We start from the raw sequence: 18,150 nt of genomic DNA on the forward strand, positions 1-18,150 counted from the left end.
AGTATACTACTTATAGTCCTAATGAAATATATTTAATTTCTAAATATTCCTCGATACCGAAATGACCTCCTTCACGACCAATGCCACTCTCTTTAAAGCCACCGAACGGCGCTTGTGCAACTGATGGGAGGCCATCATTTAAACCGATAATACCATACTCTAGTGCTTCACTAATTTGGAATGCTTGGCTAATGTCTTTCGTGAAAATGTACGCTGCTAAACCGTATGGCGTATTGTTTGCACGTTCAATTACTTCTTCAACCGTTTTAAATTTCGCAACAGGTGCAACTGGCCCAAATGTTTCTTCATTCATACAAAGCATCGTATCATTCGCTAATCCAATTACAGTTGGTTGAATAAAGTGTCCATCTAGCTCTGTAACCTTTTGGCCACCATATAAAACTGTTCCACCTTTTTGAATAGCATCTTCAATATGTTCTTGTACTTTTGAAACTGCATTCTCGTCAATAAGTGGTCCTACAGTCGTTCCGTCACTGAAACCGTCCCCTACTTTTAACTGCCCTACTGCCTTTTGAAACTTCTCTACAAACGCTTCATACACTTCTTCCTGAACAAATACTCGGTTTGTACATATACACGTTTGTCCTGCGTTACGGAATTTCGAACCGATTACTGCCTCTACTGCTTTATCTAAGTCTGCATCATTCATAACAATAAACGGTGCGTGACCGCCTAACTCAAGTGAAACCTTTTTCATCGTTTGTGCCGCACTAGCCATTAACTCTTTCCCAATTTCCGTTGACCCTGTAAAGGACACTTTTCGAACACGCCCATCTTCCATCCACGTATCAGCAATTGCTTTCGCACTGCCTGTTACAATATTTATTACGCCTTTTGGAATGTCTGCTTCATGAGCTAATTCAGCTAATTTTAACGCAGTTAACGGCGTTTGACTTGCAGGTTTTACAACCGCTGTACATCCTGCTGCAAGCGCCGGAGCTACCTTTCTCGTAATCATAGCAGCTGGGAAGTTCCAAGGCGTAATAGCTGCCATAACACCAACTGGTTGCTTCATGACTAAAATACGTTTATTCGGATGAGAAGCAGGAATCATTTCACCATATATGCGTTTTCCTTCTTCTGCATACCATTCAACAAAACTATTTGCATAATTCACTTCACCAAGCGCTTCTGCAAAGGGCTTTCCTTGTTCTTTCGTCATGATCGCTGCAATCTCTTCTTTATTTTCCTCAATAAGTGTGAACCATTTTTTTAATTTCGCTGCACGATCTGCCGCTGTTAACTTAGACCATAATTTAAAAGCTTCATGCGCAGCATCAACAGCTTGCTTTGCCTCTGTTACCCCGCCCTTTGGTACAGTCGCAAATATTTCCTTCGTTGCTGGATTATTTACTTCGATTTGCTCTTGCAATGTAATCCACTCACCATTTATATACATCGCCTTTTTCTCTACATTTACAAACGTCGCTTTTTTATCCAATATTCTCTTCCTCCTCTATAAGTTTCTTTATTTTCCTAGTCGCAGCAGATTGACTTATTTTTAAAAACTCGGCTACTTTATAACTCGATCCATATGTTTTATATGCTTTCAAAATAATATTCCGTTCTACTTCTTCTAACATTTTATAGAGACTTTGACCGGACTGTTCAACCGTTGATTCTTGCATCGCTATTGGTAAATCTTCTATCGTAACGATATCATCGGCAGTTATAACAATTCGCTCAATCACATTTTCAATCTCTCTATTATTTCCCTCCCACGGGTAACCAACAAACATTTGTAATGTGCTAGGCGCTAATTTTACATTTCTACCATATTTCTCATTAAAGTGTTGTAAATAATGATAAATAAGTGGCAAAATGTCTTCTGTTCTTTCCCGTAGTGGTGGGATTACAATGGGAATGACATTCAGACGATAATATAAATCTTTCCGAAATGTTCCTTGTTTCACCATCATACTTAAATCTCTATTTGTTGCCGCTACAATTCTAACGTCCACCTTTTTTAATTCTCTTCCGCCTATAGGGCGAAACGTTTTTTCTTGCAACACTTGCAAAAGCTTTGCTTGAGTTTCAAGCGGCATTTCGCCAATTTCATCTAAGAATAGCGTTCCTTTATGCGCTGATTCTAATAGTCCCTTTTTTCCTTCACGATTCGCACCTGTAAAGGATCCGCCTGAGTATCCAAAAAGCTCTGATTCAATTAAATTTGTCGGCAATGCCGCACAGTTAATTTCATAGAAACTTTCATTCTTCCGGTTACTCACTTCATGTAAATGACGCACCAATCGACTCTTTCCTACTCCTGTCTCACCTAAAACGAGAACCGTACTATCTACCACGGATACTTTCTTGATTGTCTCGACTATTTTTTGCATAGCGATACTTTTAAAAATAAGTCCTTCATGTTCATATGTTTCTCTTAATTCTTTTTTATATGTTTTTAACTGATTATCCATTTCTTCTACCTTTTGACGTAATTGATAGAGTTCTGTAAGATCACGAGAGTAACTAATTACTCTTCTTAAATTGCCCTCTTCATCAAAAACAGGCCTTGTACGAACGTGTAAATACTCTCCTGATTTTGTCGTCTGAACGAGTTCGATTGGCCTCTTTTTTTCAATTACTTCTAACGTTGCTGATGGATAAAAGATACCATCTTTCTGCAATTCTTTTACATGTTTACCTACTAACTCTTTTGCAGCCAATTGATAGTGCCTTTCACATGTACTATTTACACGTACAACGATTCCCTTTTCGTCAGTCACAAAAATTTCGTCAAACGCATATTCAAATACATCTTGTAAATCCATTAACACTCGTTCCTTTTCTGCAACCATCCTAGCCACCCCTAACTTCCAATCCGTCGATTCACTTCACTACCTTTATTATAAAGCGAATTTTCTGCATTTTATATAGAGTCAGCTAGAATGTTTGCTGTTTTATTATTTAACTTTTAAACACGAGCAATATTTGCTTTCTCATAACAGACTTGCAACGATTCTTCAATGATTGTTAATCCTTCTTCCAGTTGCTCATCTGTAATCACTAATGGCATTAGCACACGAATAACATTACCGTATGTTCCTGCTGATAGTAGAAGTAAGCCGCGTTTATTTGCTTCTGCGCATAAATTAGCTGTTAACGTTTTATCAGGTGCTTTCGTCTTACGATCTTGAACGAGCTCAAATGCACACATTGCTCCTAAACCGCGCACATCACCGATGCAATTATATTTATTTTTCATCTCTTCGAATCGGTTCATTACGACTTTTCCTAATTCTATCGCTCTATCATTTAAATTCTCTTTTTCTATTACATCAAGTACTGCTAATGCTGCCGCACATCCTAGCGGGCTTCCTGCATACGTTCCACCAAGTTCTCCTGGTGCAGACTCATTCATAATTTCTTTGCGCCCAATAACACCACTAATCGGTACACCAGCACCCAATGATTTAGATACCGTAATTAAATCCGGAACGACATCATAATGATCAATGGCGAAATATTTTCCTGTACGGCTAAATCCAGTTTGAATTTCATCCGCTACAAATAAGATGCCGTGTTCTGAACAAATATTGCGTACTTCTTGCACAAACTTCTTACTTGGGACGATAAATCCACCTTCCCCTTGAACAGGTTCCATTACAACGGCTGCAATCGTTTCTGGTGCTACTTCTGATACGAAGAAATTCTTAAACTCTTCAATCATAAAGTTATCGTACTGCTCTCCCGTTAATCCTTCTGGGCGGCGATATTCGTACGGGAATGGTGCTTTATAGACTTCAGGTGCAAATGGACCAAATCCAAACTTATATGGTTTTACTTTACTTGTCATCGTCATTGTCATTAATGTGCGTCCATGGAAACCTTTAGAAAATGCAATAATACCAGGTCTTTTTGTATATTTACGAGCGATTTTCACCGCATTCTCAACTGCTTCTGCACCACTATTTAAAAATAGTACTTGCTTATCAAAACTTCCCGGCGCTAATGCCGCAAGCTTTTCTGCTAATTCAATATATGGCTCATACATCATGACATTAAAGCCAGTATGAATGTATTGATCTACTTGTTTATGGAGCGCTTCTTTAACAGCTGGGTGACAATGTCCTACGTTAATTGTTCCTATCGCTCCAGCGAAATCAATGTACTGATTACCATCAACATCAGTAACAAGAGCACCATTTGCAGATTGTACAAACGTTGGGATGCCGTTACTTACTCCTTTTGGTACTATATTTTGGCGGCGTTCTAGTAAAGACGCTGCTTTCGGTCCAGGAATTTGTTCATTTACTTTAGCAAATTTTTTTATATTCATTACGTACCCCATCCTTTTCTTTACATTGTTTTCTCTTTTCATTGCAAAATGTATGCCAATATTCTTTTCTAGTATTCATCTATTTCGCCATAAAAAAATAAGTCTATAAAGACTCATTAAGAGTCTTTATAGACTTATTTTTCTTACACATTAGACTTTCCTTTTTCCCAAACAAACTCACCTGAATGAGAAATAAGGTCCCCAACAGACTGTACTACTAAATCAGCAAGTGGTTCTAATGTTTGACGATCTCCTGTACCAGATAGTACTCCAATTGCATAGCAATCACCGCTATTTTTCGCTAAATATAAATCAGTCGGTGTATCCCCAACGACCGCTACTTCACATGCCTCTAAATGAAACCTCTCACAAAAGGATTCTACAATTCTTTTATCTGGTTTTTGTGCTGGAAATGTATCTGAAGCTACAACATAATCAAAAAAAGACTCTAATTGATACTGTTTTAAAAATAATTCTGTCGGTGCAAAATCATCCGCCGTGACAACACCTAAAATAAATCCTCTATCCTTTAAGCTTTGTAAAATTCTCGGTAAATCTGCCGTCATTTTCATGTAAGAACGATGCTCGTACATAAGGGCAAACAGTTTTTCACTTACCCATTCATGCATTTCCTCTTCTTTAGATGACGTAATATACTTACAAAGCCCCTTTGCCACATCAAGACTTGTTCCTGCCGCTATTGCGCTACGTGGGTGAACAAATACCCCATCCACACCGATTTCTTTTAATAAAGTCGGCTGCATTGATTGTGGCAGTTGGTATAATTTTATACATTCAGCCACAAGTTCTTCAGCCACTTTTATCCAAATTGAATGAAAATCCATTAATGTCCCATCTTTATCAAATAGTATTGCTTTTACTTTCTCCATAACACCCCACCTCTCGTCTCTTATCTCCTCCAGTGTATCAATAAAGTATGGATATAAAATAAACGAATTGTAAAAATACCATGAAAATCAAACTAACTTCCAATTTACAATACAAATCGGATTGTTTGACTATTACGTAACAGAAGCGTAAAATTACTCTCATCTTATTGAAAATTAGCTAATTACTTAACCTCATTAACTATCATGATAGTTTCCTAATTCTTTTTTTAAGTAGGAGATGTTTATATATGGTTGAAGAAATATTTTATAAGAAAACATTAGAAAATCTGTTTTTAGATCCTGTTCAAATTACACTTTGGGATGGAAACACTGTACAGTACGGTGAAGGGAATCCTCAATTTCATATTACATTCCACAAACCTCTTGCCAAAAAAGAGATAATAAAAGATCCCTCCATCGCATTTGGTGAAGCTTATATGAATGGAGATATTGAAATAGAGGGTAACCTTGAAAAAGCGATTGAGTCTATTTATAAAAACAAAGACAGTTTTTTAGGTAATAACAAATTACAATACTTTACAAGCAGATGGAATTTTTCAAAACGAAAAAATAAAGAAGATATCGCCCATCATTATGATATTGGGAACGATTTTTATAAATTATGGCTAGATGAAACAATGACATACTCTTGTGCATATTTCCAAAATGAAACCGATTCCTTAACAGCTGCTCAACATAATAAAGTAAATCATATTTTAAAAAAGTTAAACCTTCAAAAAGGAGATACTTTGCTAGACATTGGTTGCGGATGGGGTGAACTCATTACAGCTGCCGCAAAACAATATGGTGTGAAAGCAACGGGAGTCACATTAAGTGAAGAACAATATGCAAAAACTCTAGAAAGAATCGAAAAAGAAAATCTCACAGATTTAGTTGAAGTAAATTTACTCGATTATCGTGATATTCACGAGCGAAAGTTTGATAAAATTGTTAGTGTAGGTATGATTGAACATGTCGGGAAAGATCACATTACAGAGTACTTTGAAACGGTCAATGCATTACTCAATGATGGTGGTATTTCCGTTCTTCACTGTATTACTTCTCCTACAGAGGGCGCTACTAATAGTTGGATTGAGAAATATATATTTCCTGGTGGATACGTCCCCGCCGTTAATGAATTAATTACTAACATAACTAATCAGCATTTCTTTATAGTTGATGTTGAAAGTTTGCGCAGACATTACGGTAAAACACTTCAACACTGGGCAGAAAACTTTGAAAATACACTAGATGAAATACGTAAAACAAAAGATGAGCGATTTATTCGTATGTGGCGCTTGTATTTAAATGCTTGTGCAGCTTCGTTTTATACTGGTAACATTGATTTACATCAATTTGTATTTACAAAAGGGATTAGTGATTCCATTCCTTGGACACGTTCATATATGTATAAATAAAAAAGGATGCCTTTACAGGGCATCCTCTTGATGTTCAGGAACAAATAGTTCCAGACAATGATACATATTTTCGAATTCCATCGGTGCATCTCCACCATATTCACCATCTAAATTAATCATTAGTTTATCTGGTGAATGCACTTTAATTCGGTTCGCTTGTGTGTATAGTACTTTTGGATTGTTAATATGTTCACCACGCTGCGCTTGTGTTGCAGCTTTAATTAAGTCGGCAATCGAACCTTTTTTCAGCACTAATAAATCAAATAAGCCATCGTTAATCGATGCATATGGTGCTACCTTTTCAAAGCCACCCACTGAACGAGTATTCGTAATTAAAAACATCGTAATTTCTTCTTGTAGTAATTTTCCATCATACTCAATTTCAACGTATGTTGGATGTAGTGATGGTAGCATTTCGATACCTTTTAAATAATAAGCAAGTTGTCCTAATACAGTCTTTAGCTTACTTGGTACTTCATATGTTAATTCTGTAATACGACCGCCACCAGCGATGTTAATAAAATATGTATCGTTTGCTCTACCAAGGTCTAATGGCACAGTTTTTCCTTCACAAATAATATCCGCTGCCTCTTCAATAGAACGAGGTACACCGATTGCACGTGCAAAGTCATTTGTCGTTCCAACTGGAATAATTCCAAACTTCGGACGGAATTCATGACCAACTAGACCGTTTACGACTTCATTTAACGTGCCGTCACCACCAGCCGCAATAACAACATCAAATTTACGCTCTACAGCTTGCCTCGCCGCCACAGTTGCGTCTCCAGGACCCGTTGTCGCATGACAAGATGCTTCATATCCAGCTTGTTCTAATTTTTGTAATACTTCTGGTAAGCTCTTCTTAAATAGCTCACGCCCAGAAGTAGGATTATAAATAATTCTTGCTCGCTTCATCATTTATTAGCACAGGAAATTTCTTTATGTATCAAAAAAGAACATACCGAACTTCTATTCAGTATTCCCGTGCCTACCTCCTCTCATCTTCCTATCCTTCTTTTATCTCGCTCAAACAGGCAGTAAGAACCCGATTCGTGTAGCCCATCAAAAGTAAATATTCATTTCAATGGTTTTGTTTTATTTGACAAAAAATTTATGTCCATCTATTTCCTCACAACAATTTACATATAACGAATAATAATTATCTATTATTTCATGAGATGAAAAAACCTCTATTTCTAGATTTATCATTATTCCCACCTTTTTGCAACTATCATACCATAGTTGCTATACAAACATTTTTCCACTTTTGACAGTTAATCAAACGTTTGTTTAAATAATTTTCTCTCATTTAAACAAACGTTTGATTAACCTAGAAAAACACCCATGTACGGGTGTTTTTCTGCTTAATCTTTAAAAGTTACTACTATTATCGCTTATTAATCTCTTCAAGTAAGATTTTGTTAACAAGCGGTGGATTTGCTTGCCCTTTTGTAGCTTTCATAATTTGACCAACTAAGAAGCCAATTGCACGGTCTTTACCGTTTTTAAAGTCTTCGATAGATTGCTCATTATTATCAAGAATTTCTGTTACAACTTTACGAAGTGTACCCTCGTCAGAAATTTGAACAAGGCCTTTCGCTTTAACGATTTCTTCTGGGTCTCCACCTTTTTCAATTAATTCGTTAAATACTTTCTTCGCAATTTTAGAAGAAATTGTACCTTTTTCAATTAATTGAACCATTTTAGATAAACCAGCAGGCGTTAATGCAACGTCTTTTAATTCTTTTTGTTGTTTGTTTAGGTATGCAAGTACTTCACCCATTAACCAGTTTGATGTTAATTTCGCATCAGCACCGTCTGCAACAGTTGCTTCAAAGAAATCAGACATTTCTTTCGTTAATGTTAATACGTGTGCATCATAAGCTGGTAAGCCTAATTCTGCAACATAGCGAGCTTTACGTGCATCTGGAAGTTCTGGAATAGAAGCACGAACTGCTTCTTTCCACTCATCGTCGATGTAAAGTTCAACTAAGTCCGGCTCTGGGAAGTAACGGTAATCATCAGATCCTTCTTTCACACGCATTAAGATTGTTTTCTTCGTTGCTTCATCATAACGACGTGTTTCTTGTTGGATGATACCACCAGATAATAATTCTTTTTCTTGGCGAGCTTGCTCAAACTCAAGACCTTTTTGTACGTAAGTGAAAGAGTTTAAGTTTTTCAGTTCCGCTTTTGTACCGAACTTCTCTTGTCCAACTGGACGAAGGGAAATGTTCGCATCACAACGCAAGGAACCTTCTTCCATCTTACAATCAGATACGCCAGTGTATTGAATGATTGATTTTAACTTCTCTAAGTATGCATATGCTTCTTCTGGCGTACGCATATCTGGCTCAGATACGATCTCAATTAAAGGCATACCTTGACGGTTGTAGTCTACTAATGAGCCGTCAGCTGTATGCGTTGATTTACCAGCATCTTCTTCTAAATGAAGACGTGTAATACCGATACGTTTCTTTTTACCGTCTACTTCGATTTCAATCCAACCATTTTCACCAATTGGCTTATCAAACTGAGAGATTTGGTAAGCTTTCGGATTATCTGGATAGAAATAGTTTTTACGGTCAAACTTTGTTTCTGTTGCGATTTCACAGTTTAATGCCATTGCAGCTTTCATTGCAAAGTTAACTGCTTCTTTATTTAAAGTAGGAAGTACTCCTGGGTATCCTAAGTCAATTACACTTGTTTGTGTATTTGGTTCCGCTCCGAATTCTGTTGGACTCGCAGAGAAAATTTTCGAATTTGTTTTTAACTCAACGTGAACCTCTAAACCAATAATTGTTTCTAAATTCATCTATGCTCGCCTCCTTACAGACTTGCTTTTTTTGTATGATGGTCTGTTGCTTGCTCAAACGCATGTGCAACGCGGTAAATTGTCGCTTCATCGAAGTGTTTACCAATAATTTGTAAACCAAGTGGCATGTTGTTAGCACCGAATCCACATGGAACAGAAATCGCTGGAACGCCTGCTAAGTTTACTGGGATTGTTAAAATGTCATTTGCATACATTGTCATTGGATCATCAACTTTTTCGCCCACTTTAAATGCCGGAGTTGGCGTTGTTGGTCCAATAATAACATCGTAGTTAGCAAATACATTTTCAAAGTCGTTTTTAATTAATGTACGTACTTGTTGTGCTTTTTTGTAATATGCATCATAGTAACCAGAGCTAAGAGCAAATGTACCAAGCATAATACGACGTTTTACTTCATCACCGAAGCCTTCGCTACGTGTGTTTTTGTAAAGATCCATTAAGTTATTCACATTATCAGAACGAACACCATAACGTACGCCATCAAAGCGTGAAAGGTTAGCTGATGCTTCAGAAGAAGATAATAAGTAATACGTTGCTAGAGCGTATTTAGAGTGTGGAAGAGACACTTCCTCCCAAGTTGCGCCCATACCTTCTAATACTTTTAAAGCAGCTAGTACTGACTCACGAGCTTCTTCGCCAACACCTTCTCCTAAGTATTCTTTCGGTACAGCAATGCGTAAACCTTTAACGTCGCCTGTTAAACCAGCTAAGTAGTTTCCTACTTCAACGTTAGCAGAAGTTGCATCCATACGGTCAAGACCTGAAATAGCTTGTAATAAGTATGCATTGTCTTCTACTGTACGTGTAATCGGTCCGATTTGGTCAAGTGAAGATGCAAATGCTACTAATCCGTAACGAGATACGCGTCCGTAGGTTGGTTTTAAACCTACAACGCCGCAATATGCAGCTGGTTGACGGATAGAACCACCCGTATCAGAACCTAGAGAGAATAATACTTCTCCTGCTGCTACAGCTGCTGCAGAACCACCACTAGATCCGCCTGGAACGTAATCTAAGTTCCATGGATTTTTCGTAGCGTAGAAACCTGAGTTTTCATTTGAAGAACCCATTGCGAACTCGTCCATATTTAATTTACCGATTGTAATTGTGTCAGCAGCTTTTAGCTTTTGCACAACTGTCGCATCATAAATTGGATCGAAGTTTGCTAACATTTTGCTCGCACAAGTTGTACGAAGACCGTTAGTTACAATGTTATCTTTTACACCGATTGGCATACCGAATAATAAACCATTATCTTCAGCACCAATCTTTGCATCTAATTCTTTCGCTTTCGCGCGTGCATTTTCTTCATCTAATGTAAGAAAAGCTTTTACGTTATCTTCAACATCCGCAATACGTTTATAAGATTCTTCTACTAAATCCGTAACGGAAATTTCTTTGTTGTTTAACTTCTTATGTAACTCTGATACTGAATGATCAAATAATGACATCGAAATTCCCCTCCTCTATTCTAATACTGCTGGAACACGGATTTGATTATCTTTGTGATCCGGTGCATTTTTTAATACTTCTTCTACTGGTAAACCTTTTTCTGGTACATCTTCACGCATAACATTTTTCATAGTTAATACATGAGTTGTTGGTTTTACGTTTGTTGTATCTAATTCATTTAACTGTTCTGCAAAAGTAACAATTGCATCTAGTTGTTTTTGAAATTTTTCTGCTTCTTGATCAGTAATTGCAAGACGTGCTAAATGTGCTACGTGCTTTACATTCTCAACGGAAATTCTTGACACGGCTAGGCCACCTCCATAATATATCGTTCAATCTACAATACTATTGATGATACCAAATTTTCAGTACTTCAAGCAAGTCAACACACGGTACTTACACCATTTTTACATAAAAAAAGAAAGGCAAACGCCTTTCTTTACGATTTACTCTTTATCTAACGGTTTATTTTTCGGAAATCTCTCGTTATCTTCTTCATTATCACGAATTGTTTTTTGTAATACAAAACAAGACATCGTTAAAAATAATGTTCCAATTAAATAGTATCCTTTTACACTAAGCGTTTCATCTAGCGTATAAATACCAATTAGCATACCTGAAAGCGCACAAACAAATGAAGTCCATGCTAAAAACGTGAACGCTTGCGTATTACGTCTTCTCATCGTTCTCCCCCTCGTTAGCAGTACATCCATTATAGATAAGTATATTTACCATGATGGATTTTTATGTAAATTCTAGTTTTATATTTATAAATCTATCATAAAAGAATACTATTTTAAAGAAAGTTTTCTGCCTAATCTGAAAAAAACAATTAAAATCATTGACAATTATTTCTATTCTACATAAAATAAAAATAAATATTACGAACCTCGAAATATACGGGAGTGGAATTAATTGTTGCAATATGAACATTTTTTAGACTTACTGCTAGATAACGCCAAGAAACTTTTCTATCCTGAAGAATGGGTAAGCCTAGATTTAACACTTTCTAAAACAGAAGTATTTTGTTTACTTTGGATGGAACGAAATACAGATATTACAATGACGAAAATTGCTGATCTTCTTGATATACCAATGAGTACAACGACAGGTGTTGTAAATCGCCTTGTAAAAAAGGGATATATTGAACGCTACCGTGATGAAAATGACCGACGTATTGTATTAATTCGTTTAACAGAAAACGGCGTAATACTCGTTCAAGAAGTAAAACAAAATGCAGCCCATTACTTTAGCCTAGTAACAGAAGCATTATCGGAAGAAGAAAAAGCATTTTTACTACAGATCTTCCAAAAGATTATGAATCACATTGCTACATCACAACAAAAAACAGAAGAAAAAGTTTCTACACCTAAAATGAAAAACATTCCGATTGAATAAAACCCTAGCTGGGTTTTTATTCAATTGTTTATTTCGCCACTCGTAATATTCGATACTCGAAACAAAGGGGATATGAATGATGAGAATTATTTTGTATACAGGTAAAGGCGGCGTAGGAAAAACTAGCATTTCAGCGGCAACTGCACTTCAAAGCGCAAAACAAGGATTAAAAACTTTAGTAATGAGCACAGACCCAGCTCATAGTTTAGGAGATTCATTTGGTATAAAACTATCTTCTGAACCATTAGAAATTCGTGAAAACCTATGGGCACAAGAAATTAATACGATTTATGAAATGGAAAAAGGCTGGGGGAAATTACAGAAATATATTACACTACTCTTCACTTCCAAAGCAGCTGATGATATTACAACAGAAGAGTTAACGATGTTTCCTGGTATGGAAGATTTAATTAGCTTACTTCGTGTACTCGATTATTATAAACAAAACACATATGATGTTATTATCATTGATTGTGCCCCAACAGGAGAAACATTAGCCATGCTCAGTTTTCCAGACATGCTCGGCTGGTGGATGGAAAAACTCTTCCCTATTAAAAGAAAAGTTTTAAAAGTTGTTCGTCCTGTAGCGCAACCACTTCTTGGTGTCCCCCTTCCAACCGATGATATTATGGACGAATTAACAAATACACTTGAACAACTTGGAGAAATGAGAGATATTTTATCAAACCGAGACGTAACAAGTATCCGCATCGTTGTAAATCCCGAAAAAATGGTTATTAAAGAGGCTCAGCGTAGCTTTACGTATTTAAATTTATACGATTATAACGTAGATGCGATTATGATTAACCGCGTCATCCCTAACACTGTCATCGATCCTTATTTTCAAGCTTGGAAAGATACTCAAAAGAAATATAAAACATTAATTCAAAATAGCTTTGATCCGCTTCCTATTTACGAAGCTCCAATGTTTGAACAAGAAGTTGTTGGCTTACCTATGTTAGAACGCGTTGGAGATGCTTTATTTAAAAAAGATTATTGTCCTACTGAAGTAAAATTTAACGGTCGCACTCAATATGTAAAAAAAGATGGCGATGAATATATTTTCGTTCTGTCCATTCCCTTCTCTAACAAAAGTGAACTTGCATTAAATCAAAAAGGCGATGAACTTATTATTCGGGCTGGTTCTGCAAAACGAAATATCACCCTGCCAAAAACGTTAACGCACCTTTCTATTCAAGGAGCTAAGTTTGAAGATGATGTACTAAACATTCGGTTTGGAGGTGTAGTGCATGCATGAGGAACTACTACGAAAAATAATTCGCACAAAAATAAAAGTCGGGATGCATATATTAGAAGAGCTACCTACTCCAATCCAGCAACAAGCTCAGCAAGTACTAAATATTTTGCAAGAGGAACTATCTTCTTATGCTCCCGAACAACCACAACATAATAGCAATTTAAAAAGTATTGTAATTGAATAATTATATCCTTGTAGAAGGCCTTTTCCTATAGGCTTTCTATCCCTTTATTGGAGCTGATGTAAATTGATAAAAACATTTTCTGCAAGACACTTTACTCCTCTTACAATCTGGCTAATTCCCTTTTTATTTTTCATTCATAACCTTGAAGAATCTTTCCAAATGCCACAATATCTTGCTAATCAATTTTCAATTACTTTTATAACTAGCCAACAATTTTCCATTGCGATTTCTATATTGACTCTCTTTGTTTTACTTATCGTCTTTCTATATCAAATAAACATCTTGTCTTCTATATACTGGATTATTTTTATACAAGGGGCAATTTTCTTCAACTCTGTTCAACATATTATTTTGTTTTTCATTTACCGTTCTTATAACCCTGGCGTAATATCCGCAGTTTTCATTGCCATCTTTTCTATTTTCTTTTTTTTATCCCAAAAACACTTAATTCATAAAAATAAATTCTTAATTACACTCGCTTTCAGCTTATTTTCTTATCCTATTATAATTTGGATTACCTTACTATTCGCTAGCTACTTTCATTCATAAAAAAGACCAGGAAAACTCCTGGTCCATTACTCTACTTAACAAACATTGGATTCTATGTTATACAGAATTGGAAGGTACAGAATTAGGGTTGTTTTGTTTGTTAAGTAGATTATATGTTGAACGAACTAACAGCGGAGGGGTTCCTTCTGTTAGTCCATTAAACCCAATCATTATTTTACGATTTTTTCAAGCTCATCAAGTGAAAGATCTACTGAAATTGAACCATCATTTGTTTCTTTCTTAATTGCATCTGTTACTTCTTTTGAATGATATAATTCAATTACTTTTTTCAGTGTTGGATCATCTTTATCTTTCGTACGAGCTGCGAAAATATTAATATATGGCTTCGCATTTTCATTCTTTGGATCTTCTAAGAAAATTGGATCCTTCGCTGGATCTAATCCAGCTTGACCAGCAACACCGTTATTAATAACTGAAGCTGCTACATCTTTTAATACACGAGGTGTTTGCTGTGCGATAACCGGTGTAATTTTTAACTTCTTCGGATTTTCAGCAATGCCGCTTGGATCTCCAAATAGACCAAAGTCTTTTTTAAGCTTTAATAACCCAGCTGCATCAAGAAGTTTTAATGCACGTGCTTGGTTCGTCGGATCATTTGGAATCGCAATTTCTGAACCATCTGGAATTTCATTTGCTTTCTTATGTTTTTCAGAGTATAAACCCATTGGTGCAATTTGCGTTGTACCAACAGCTGTAATATCTAGCTTATGCTCCTTTTTAAATTGCTCTAAGAATGCAATATGCTGGAATGAATTTAATTCAATATCTCCATCAGCTAACGCTTTATTTGGCGTTGTGTAATCAGAGAACTCAACCAGTTTAATTTTAATTCCTTCTTTTTCAGCTTTCCTCTTCAAAATTTCCCAAGCGTCTCCATCCGTTCCAGTTACACCGACGCGAACTACTTTTTCTTTCGCTCCTGCCCCTGTGTCTCCACTTGAGCAGCCGCTTAATGCTGAAACCCCTACAATCGCTGATAATGCAAATGCTAAAATCTTCTTCATTCTCTTTTCCCCCTCTTCCTTTTATGATCTGCGTAAAAAGACTTTCGCAAAGTAGTTTCCTAAGTTTTGAGCTAACTGTACAAGAATGATAAGTAAAACGACCGTTACGAACATAACTGATGTATCAAAACGTTGATAACCATATGTCATTGCTAAATCACCAAGGCCGCCACCACCGACAAGCCCAGCAACTGCAGAAAATTCAATTAAACCAACTGTCATAAATGTAACACCTAAAATTAATGGTGCTAACGCTTCTGGTACAAGGATTTCAAAAACAATTCTAATTGGTGAAGCACCCATCGCTTGCGCTGCTTCAATTACCCCTTTCGGAACAGAAACAAGATTTGTTTCAACCATTCTAGCGATACCAATTGATGCAACTAACGTCATTGGAAAAATTGCTGCCGCCGTTCCAATTGTCGTTCCGATAACACTTCTTGTTAGCGGGCTTAAAGCTACTAAGAATATGATGAATGGAATTGGACGAATTGTATTAATGATAATATTAAGAATAGAAAAGACCCATTTATTTTCTAAAAAGTTTCCTTTTCTCGTTACATATAAAAGTAAACCTAGAGGTATACCAAGAATTGTAGCGAATATAAGGGTTACAATTACCATTAAGAGGGTATCCCCCGTCGCATCTAATATGCGCGGCCAAAATATACTCCAATCAACTCGCATGAGCTTCTACCTCCTTCAGCTGCACTTGCAGTCTTAGATGTTGTAATGCTTTTTGAATTTCCCTCTGTTCACCTTGCAATTCTACAAGAAGATTTCCAAATAGCACATTTTGAAGTTCAATAATATTTCCGTACAGTACATTTACATCGACATTATAGTTTTTTGCGATATATGATAGTACCGGCTGTCCTGTTTCCTCACCAGTAAATGTTAGGCGATAAATCTGACCACCATTTTGAATTTTCGCTAAAACACTTTCCGGTAAATGATCATTAATAACAGAACGTACAAAGTTTTGAGTCGTCGTTGTTTTTGGTTGTGTGAAAACATCAAACAGTTTTCCTTCTTCAATAACTTTTCCTTTTTCCATTACAGCTACACGGTGACAAATTTCTTTCACAACATGCATTTCATGTGTAATAAGAAGAATTGTTAAATTATATTCTCGATTTACTTTCTTTAATAAGTTTAGAATTTCTGTCGTTGTTTCTGGATCTAAAGCTGATGTTGCCTCATCACATATAAGAATATCTGGTGATGTTGCAAGTGCTCTAGCGATACCTACACGCTGCTTTTGTCCGCCTGATAGCTGCTCTGGGTAATTGTTTGCCTTATCTTCTAACCCTACAAACTTCAGCAGTTCATTTACTCTTTCTTTTATCTCATTCTTTGGTACTTTCGCTAACTTTAATGGATAAGCAATATTCCCAAACACTGTTCTTGAATTAAATAAATTAAAGCTTTGAAAAATCATCCCGATTCTTTGTCTTAGCTTCCGTAATTCTTTCGTCGATAATGATGTAATATCTTTATCATCTATCGAAATCGTTCCTGACGTTGGTCTCTCTAACATGTTTACTAGGCGTAATAACGTACTCTTTCCAGCTCCACTAAAACCGATAATGCCAAAAATTTCGCCTTTTTCAACCGATAACGTTACATCCTCCACCGCATGAACAGATTGCCCACCTGATTCATATACTTTACTTACATTGTTAAAAGAAATCATTTTTTCCCCTCCTATATGCTGTAAAAACTTGAAGTAGAGCTTTCGAGGTAAAATAAAAAGTGCTCTCCTTCTTATCAACCATAAAGATAAGAAGGAGAGCACTTATATGTACTCGTTCACATCTTCTCATCTTCCAAGCCTTTTATAAGGCTTGCTGGAGTTAGCACGGTATTATAAAACCCGTTGCTGAGGTATCGTAGGGCCAGTCCCTCCACCTCTCTGGATAAGAATGTATCGATTTAATTGTCGTTTAATTAATTCTCATTATAGAACTCAGAATAATAAGAGTCAATACATTTTTTAGAAAAATATTAATTATTTCTTTATTAAAATTTTCAGATGAAAAATTCAAGAAAAAATAGTAATCTTTAAAGTTATGTAAAATTCTCCTCTTGCATATTTTTTAAAAGGATAATCTTCTCTACTAATTGAATACCATTATTTGAATATGAAATTGGAGGAAGGTAAATATATGAAAACAGCTCTTTTACTCGTTGATATTCAAAATGATTATTTTCCACATGGAAAAATGGAATTGCGTAATCCAGTAGAAGCAAGCGAATATGCTAGTCAGCTATTACAATTCTTTAGAACGAAAAACGAACCTATTTTTCATATCCAACATGTAGCAATAAAAGAGGACGCTACTTTTTTCCTACCCAATACAGAAGGTGTACATATTCATGAAAGCGTACGCCCACTTAAAGAAGAAACCGTTATACTCAAACATTATCCAAATAGTTTTCGCGAAACCGATCTTCTAGAGCAATTACAACGTTTAAATATTGAGCACCTCGTCATATGCGGGATGATGACTCATATGTGTATTGATGCTACCGTACGGGCTGCCTTTGATTTCGGCTTGCAATGTACTGTTATACATGATGCTTGTGCGACAAAAGATCTTTCTTTTAAGAATGCTACGATACCAGCTGTTTATATTCATAATACAATTTTAGCTAGTTTAAATGGCGTATATGCAAATGTAATGAGTACAGAGGAGTTTTTAGCTACAAAAAAACACTCTCTTCAGTGAGCAAAACCGAAAAGAGTGTTTCTTGTCAAACCATAGATTTTCTTTCAAATTGTATTATACAGGAAATCCTTAAAATGAATACAAAAAAATGTGACTAATAAGTCA

The 18,150-nt window shown here is 36.1% G+C and carries 18 protein-coding genes and 1 riboswitch; of the genes, 6 read left to right on the forward strand and 12 right to left on the reverse strand.

The window, feature by feature from the left end:
* Positions 1-10 precede the first annotated feature (10 nt).
* The 4 genes from gabD to BAQ46_RS25245 form a co-directional block, all read right to left on the reverse strand.
* Positions 11-1,462, reverse strand: a complete 1,452-nt coding sequence (gabD, locus tag BAQ46_RS25230; RefSeq protein ID WP_061130637.1) for an NADP-dependent succinate-semialdehyde dehydrogenase — start codon at positions 1,460-1,462, stop codon at positions 11-13.
* The gene (locus BAQ46_RS25235; RefSeq protein WP_000225164.1) at positions 1,455-2,822 is read right to left on the reverse strand and encodes a sigma-54 interaction domain-containing protein; all 1,368 of its coding nucleotides are present in this window, start codon (positions 2,820-2,822) and stop codon (positions 1,455-1,457) included. The genes gabD and BAQ46_RS25235 overlap by 8 nt, the downstream gene beginning before the upstream one ends.
* Positions 2,823-2,938: 116 nt before the next feature.
* On the reverse strand, positions 2,939-4,303 hold the full coding sequence (gene gabT, locus BAQ46_RS25240) for a 4-aminobutyrate--2-oxoglutarate transaminase (protein WP_071743023.1): 1,365 nt from the start codon (positions 4,301-4,303) through the stop codon (positions 2,939-2,941).
* Between the two features lie 143 nt (positions 4,304-4,446).
* Positions 4,447-5,193, reverse strand: a complete 747-nt coding sequence (locus BAQ46_RS25245) for an HAD family hydrolase (RefSeq protein WP_000416637.1) — start codon at positions 5,191-5,193, stop codon at positions 4,447-4,449.
* Between the two features lie 248 nt (positions 5,194-5,441).
* On the opposite strand from BAQ46_RS25245, the gene BAQ46_RS25250 reads away from it, so the two are divergent.
* Positions 5,442-6,611, forward strand: a complete 1,170-nt coding sequence (locus BAQ46_RS25250) for an SAM-dependent methyltransferase (RefSeq protein ID WP_071743025.1) — start codon at positions 5,442-5,444, stop codon at positions 6,609-6,611.
* Positions 6,612-6,623: 12 nt separating this feature from the next.
* Here the strand turns inward: BAQ46_RS25250 and BAQ46_RS25255 are convergent, their stop codons facing one another.
* The 5 genes from BAQ46_RS25255 to BAQ46_RS25275 form a co-directional block, all read right to left on the reverse strand.
* The gene (locus tag BAQ46_RS25255) at positions 6,624-7,529 is read right to left on the reverse strand and encodes a diacylglycerol kinase (protein ID WP_000977677.1); all 906 of its coding nucleotides are present in this window, start codon (positions 7,527-7,529) and stop codon (positions 6,624-6,626) included.
* A gap of 469 nt (positions 7,530-7,998) precedes the next feature.
* The gene (gene gatB, locus BAQ46_RS25260) at positions 7,999-9,426 is read right to left on the reverse strand and encodes an Asp-tRNA(Asn)/Glu-tRNA(Gln) amidotransferase subunit GatB (RefSeq protein WP_001047674.1); all 1,428 of its coding nucleotides are present in this window, start codon (positions 9,424-9,426) and stop codon (positions 7,999-8,001) included.
* Positions 9,427-9,440: 14 nt separating this feature from the next.
* Positions 9,441-10,898, reverse strand: coding sequence for an Asp-tRNA(Asn)/Glu-tRNA(Gln) amidotransferase subunit GatA (gatA, locus tag BAQ46_RS25265; protein WP_000051445.1), 1,458 nt, complete (start codon positions 10,896-10,898; stop codon positions 9,441-9,443).
* Positions 10,899-10,913: 15 nt separating this feature from the next.
* Complete coding sequence (gene gatC, locus BAQ46_RS25270) at positions 10,914-11,204, reverse strand: Asp-tRNA(Asn)/Glu-tRNA(Gln) amidotransferase subunit GatC (protein ID WP_000087000.1); 291 nt, start codon at positions 11,202-11,204, stop codon at positions 10,914-10,916.
* Positions 11,205-11,345: 141 nt separating this feature from the next.
* Positions 11,346-11,582: a YiaA/YiaB family inner membrane protein gene (locus BAQ46_RS25275; protein ID WP_001254393.1), complete on the reverse strand. Its 237-nt coding sequence runs from the start codon at positions 11,580-11,582 to the stop codon at positions 11,346-11,348.
* A gap of 232 nt (positions 11,583-11,814) precedes the next feature.
* Between BAQ46_RS25275 and BAQ46_RS25280 the strand changes: the two genes are divergently transcribed.
* The 4 genes from BAQ46_RS25280 (at position 11,815) to BAQ46_RS25295 (ending at position 14,288) form a co-directional block, all read left to right on the forward strand.
* Entirely contained in the window at positions 11,815-12,297 is a 483-nt protein-coding gene (locus tag BAQ46_RS25280; protein WP_000942473.1) for a MarR family winged helix-turn-helix transcriptional regulator, read from the forward strand.
* 76 nt (positions 12,298-12,373) lie between these two features.
* On the forward strand, positions 12,374-13,555 hold the full coding sequence (locus BAQ46_RS25285) for an ArsA family ATPase (RefSeq protein WP_076873992.1): 1,182 nt from the start codon (positions 12,374-12,376) through the stop codon (positions 13,553-13,555).
* Positions 13,548-13,739, forward strand: a complete 192-nt coding sequence (locus BAQ46_RS25290) for a DUF3926 domain-containing protein (protein WP_071743029.1) — start codon at positions 13,548-13,550, stop codon at positions 13,737-13,739. The genes BAQ46_RS25285 and BAQ46_RS25290 overlap by 8 nt, the downstream gene beginning before the upstream one ends.
* Before the next feature lie 63 nt (positions 13,740-13,802).
* Positions 13,803-14,288, forward strand: coding sequence for an HXXEE domain-containing protein (locus BAQ46_RS25295; RefSeq protein ID WP_071743031.1), 486 nt, complete (start codon positions 13,803-13,805; stop codon positions 14,286-14,288).
* Between the two features lie 170 nt (positions 14,289-14,458).
* Here the strand turns inward: BAQ46_RS25295 and BAQ46_RS25300 are convergent, their stop codons facing one another.
* Genes BAQ46_RS25300 through BAQ46_RS25310 form a run of 3 tightly spaced genes read right to left on the reverse strand, consistent with a single transcriptional unit; the run spans position 14,459 to position 17,009 of the window.
* Complete coding sequence (locus BAQ46_RS25300; RefSeq protein ID WP_000721603.1) at positions 14,459-15,313, reverse strand: MetQ/NlpA family ABC transporter substrate-binding protein; 855 nt, start codon at positions 15,311-15,313, stop codon at positions 14,459-14,461.
* Between the two features lie 21 nt (positions 15,314-15,334).
* On the reverse strand, positions 15,335-16,000 hold the full coding sequence (locus BAQ46_RS25305; RefSeq protein ID WP_001261859.1) for a methionine ABC transporter permease: 666 nt from the start codon (positions 15,998-16,000) through the stop codon (positions 15,335-15,337).
* Entirely contained in the window at positions 15,990-17,009 is a 1,020-nt protein-coding gene (locus BAQ46_RS25310) for a methionine ABC transporter ATP-binding protein (RefSeq protein WP_001992420.1), read from the reverse strand. The genes BAQ46_RS25305 and BAQ46_RS25310 overlap by 11 nt, the downstream gene beginning before the upstream one ends.
* A 123-nt stretch (positions 17,010-17,132) precedes the next feature.
* A riboswitch (SAM riboswitch) is annotated at positions 17,133-17,239 on the reverse strand.
* A 242-nt stretch (positions 17,240-17,481) separates the two neighbouring features.
* On the opposite strand from BAQ46_RS25310, the gene BAQ46_RS25320 reads away from it, so the two are divergent.
* Positions 17,482-18,045 carry a cysteine hydrolase family protein gene (locus BAQ46_RS25320; RefSeq protein WP_000844901.1) on the forward strand — a complete coding sequence of 188 codons (564 nt, stop codon included), beginning with the start codon at positions 17,482-17,484 and terminating at the stop codon, positions 18,043-18,045.
* The last annotated feature ends 105 nt before the right edge of the window (positions 18,046-18,150 follow it).

Origin of the sequence: Bacillus paranthracis, from assembly GCF_001883995.1 — a bacterium.
GTDB classification, from domain to species: Bacteria; Bacillota; Bacilli; order Bacillales; family Bacillaceae_G; genus Bacillus_A; species Bacillus_A paranthracis.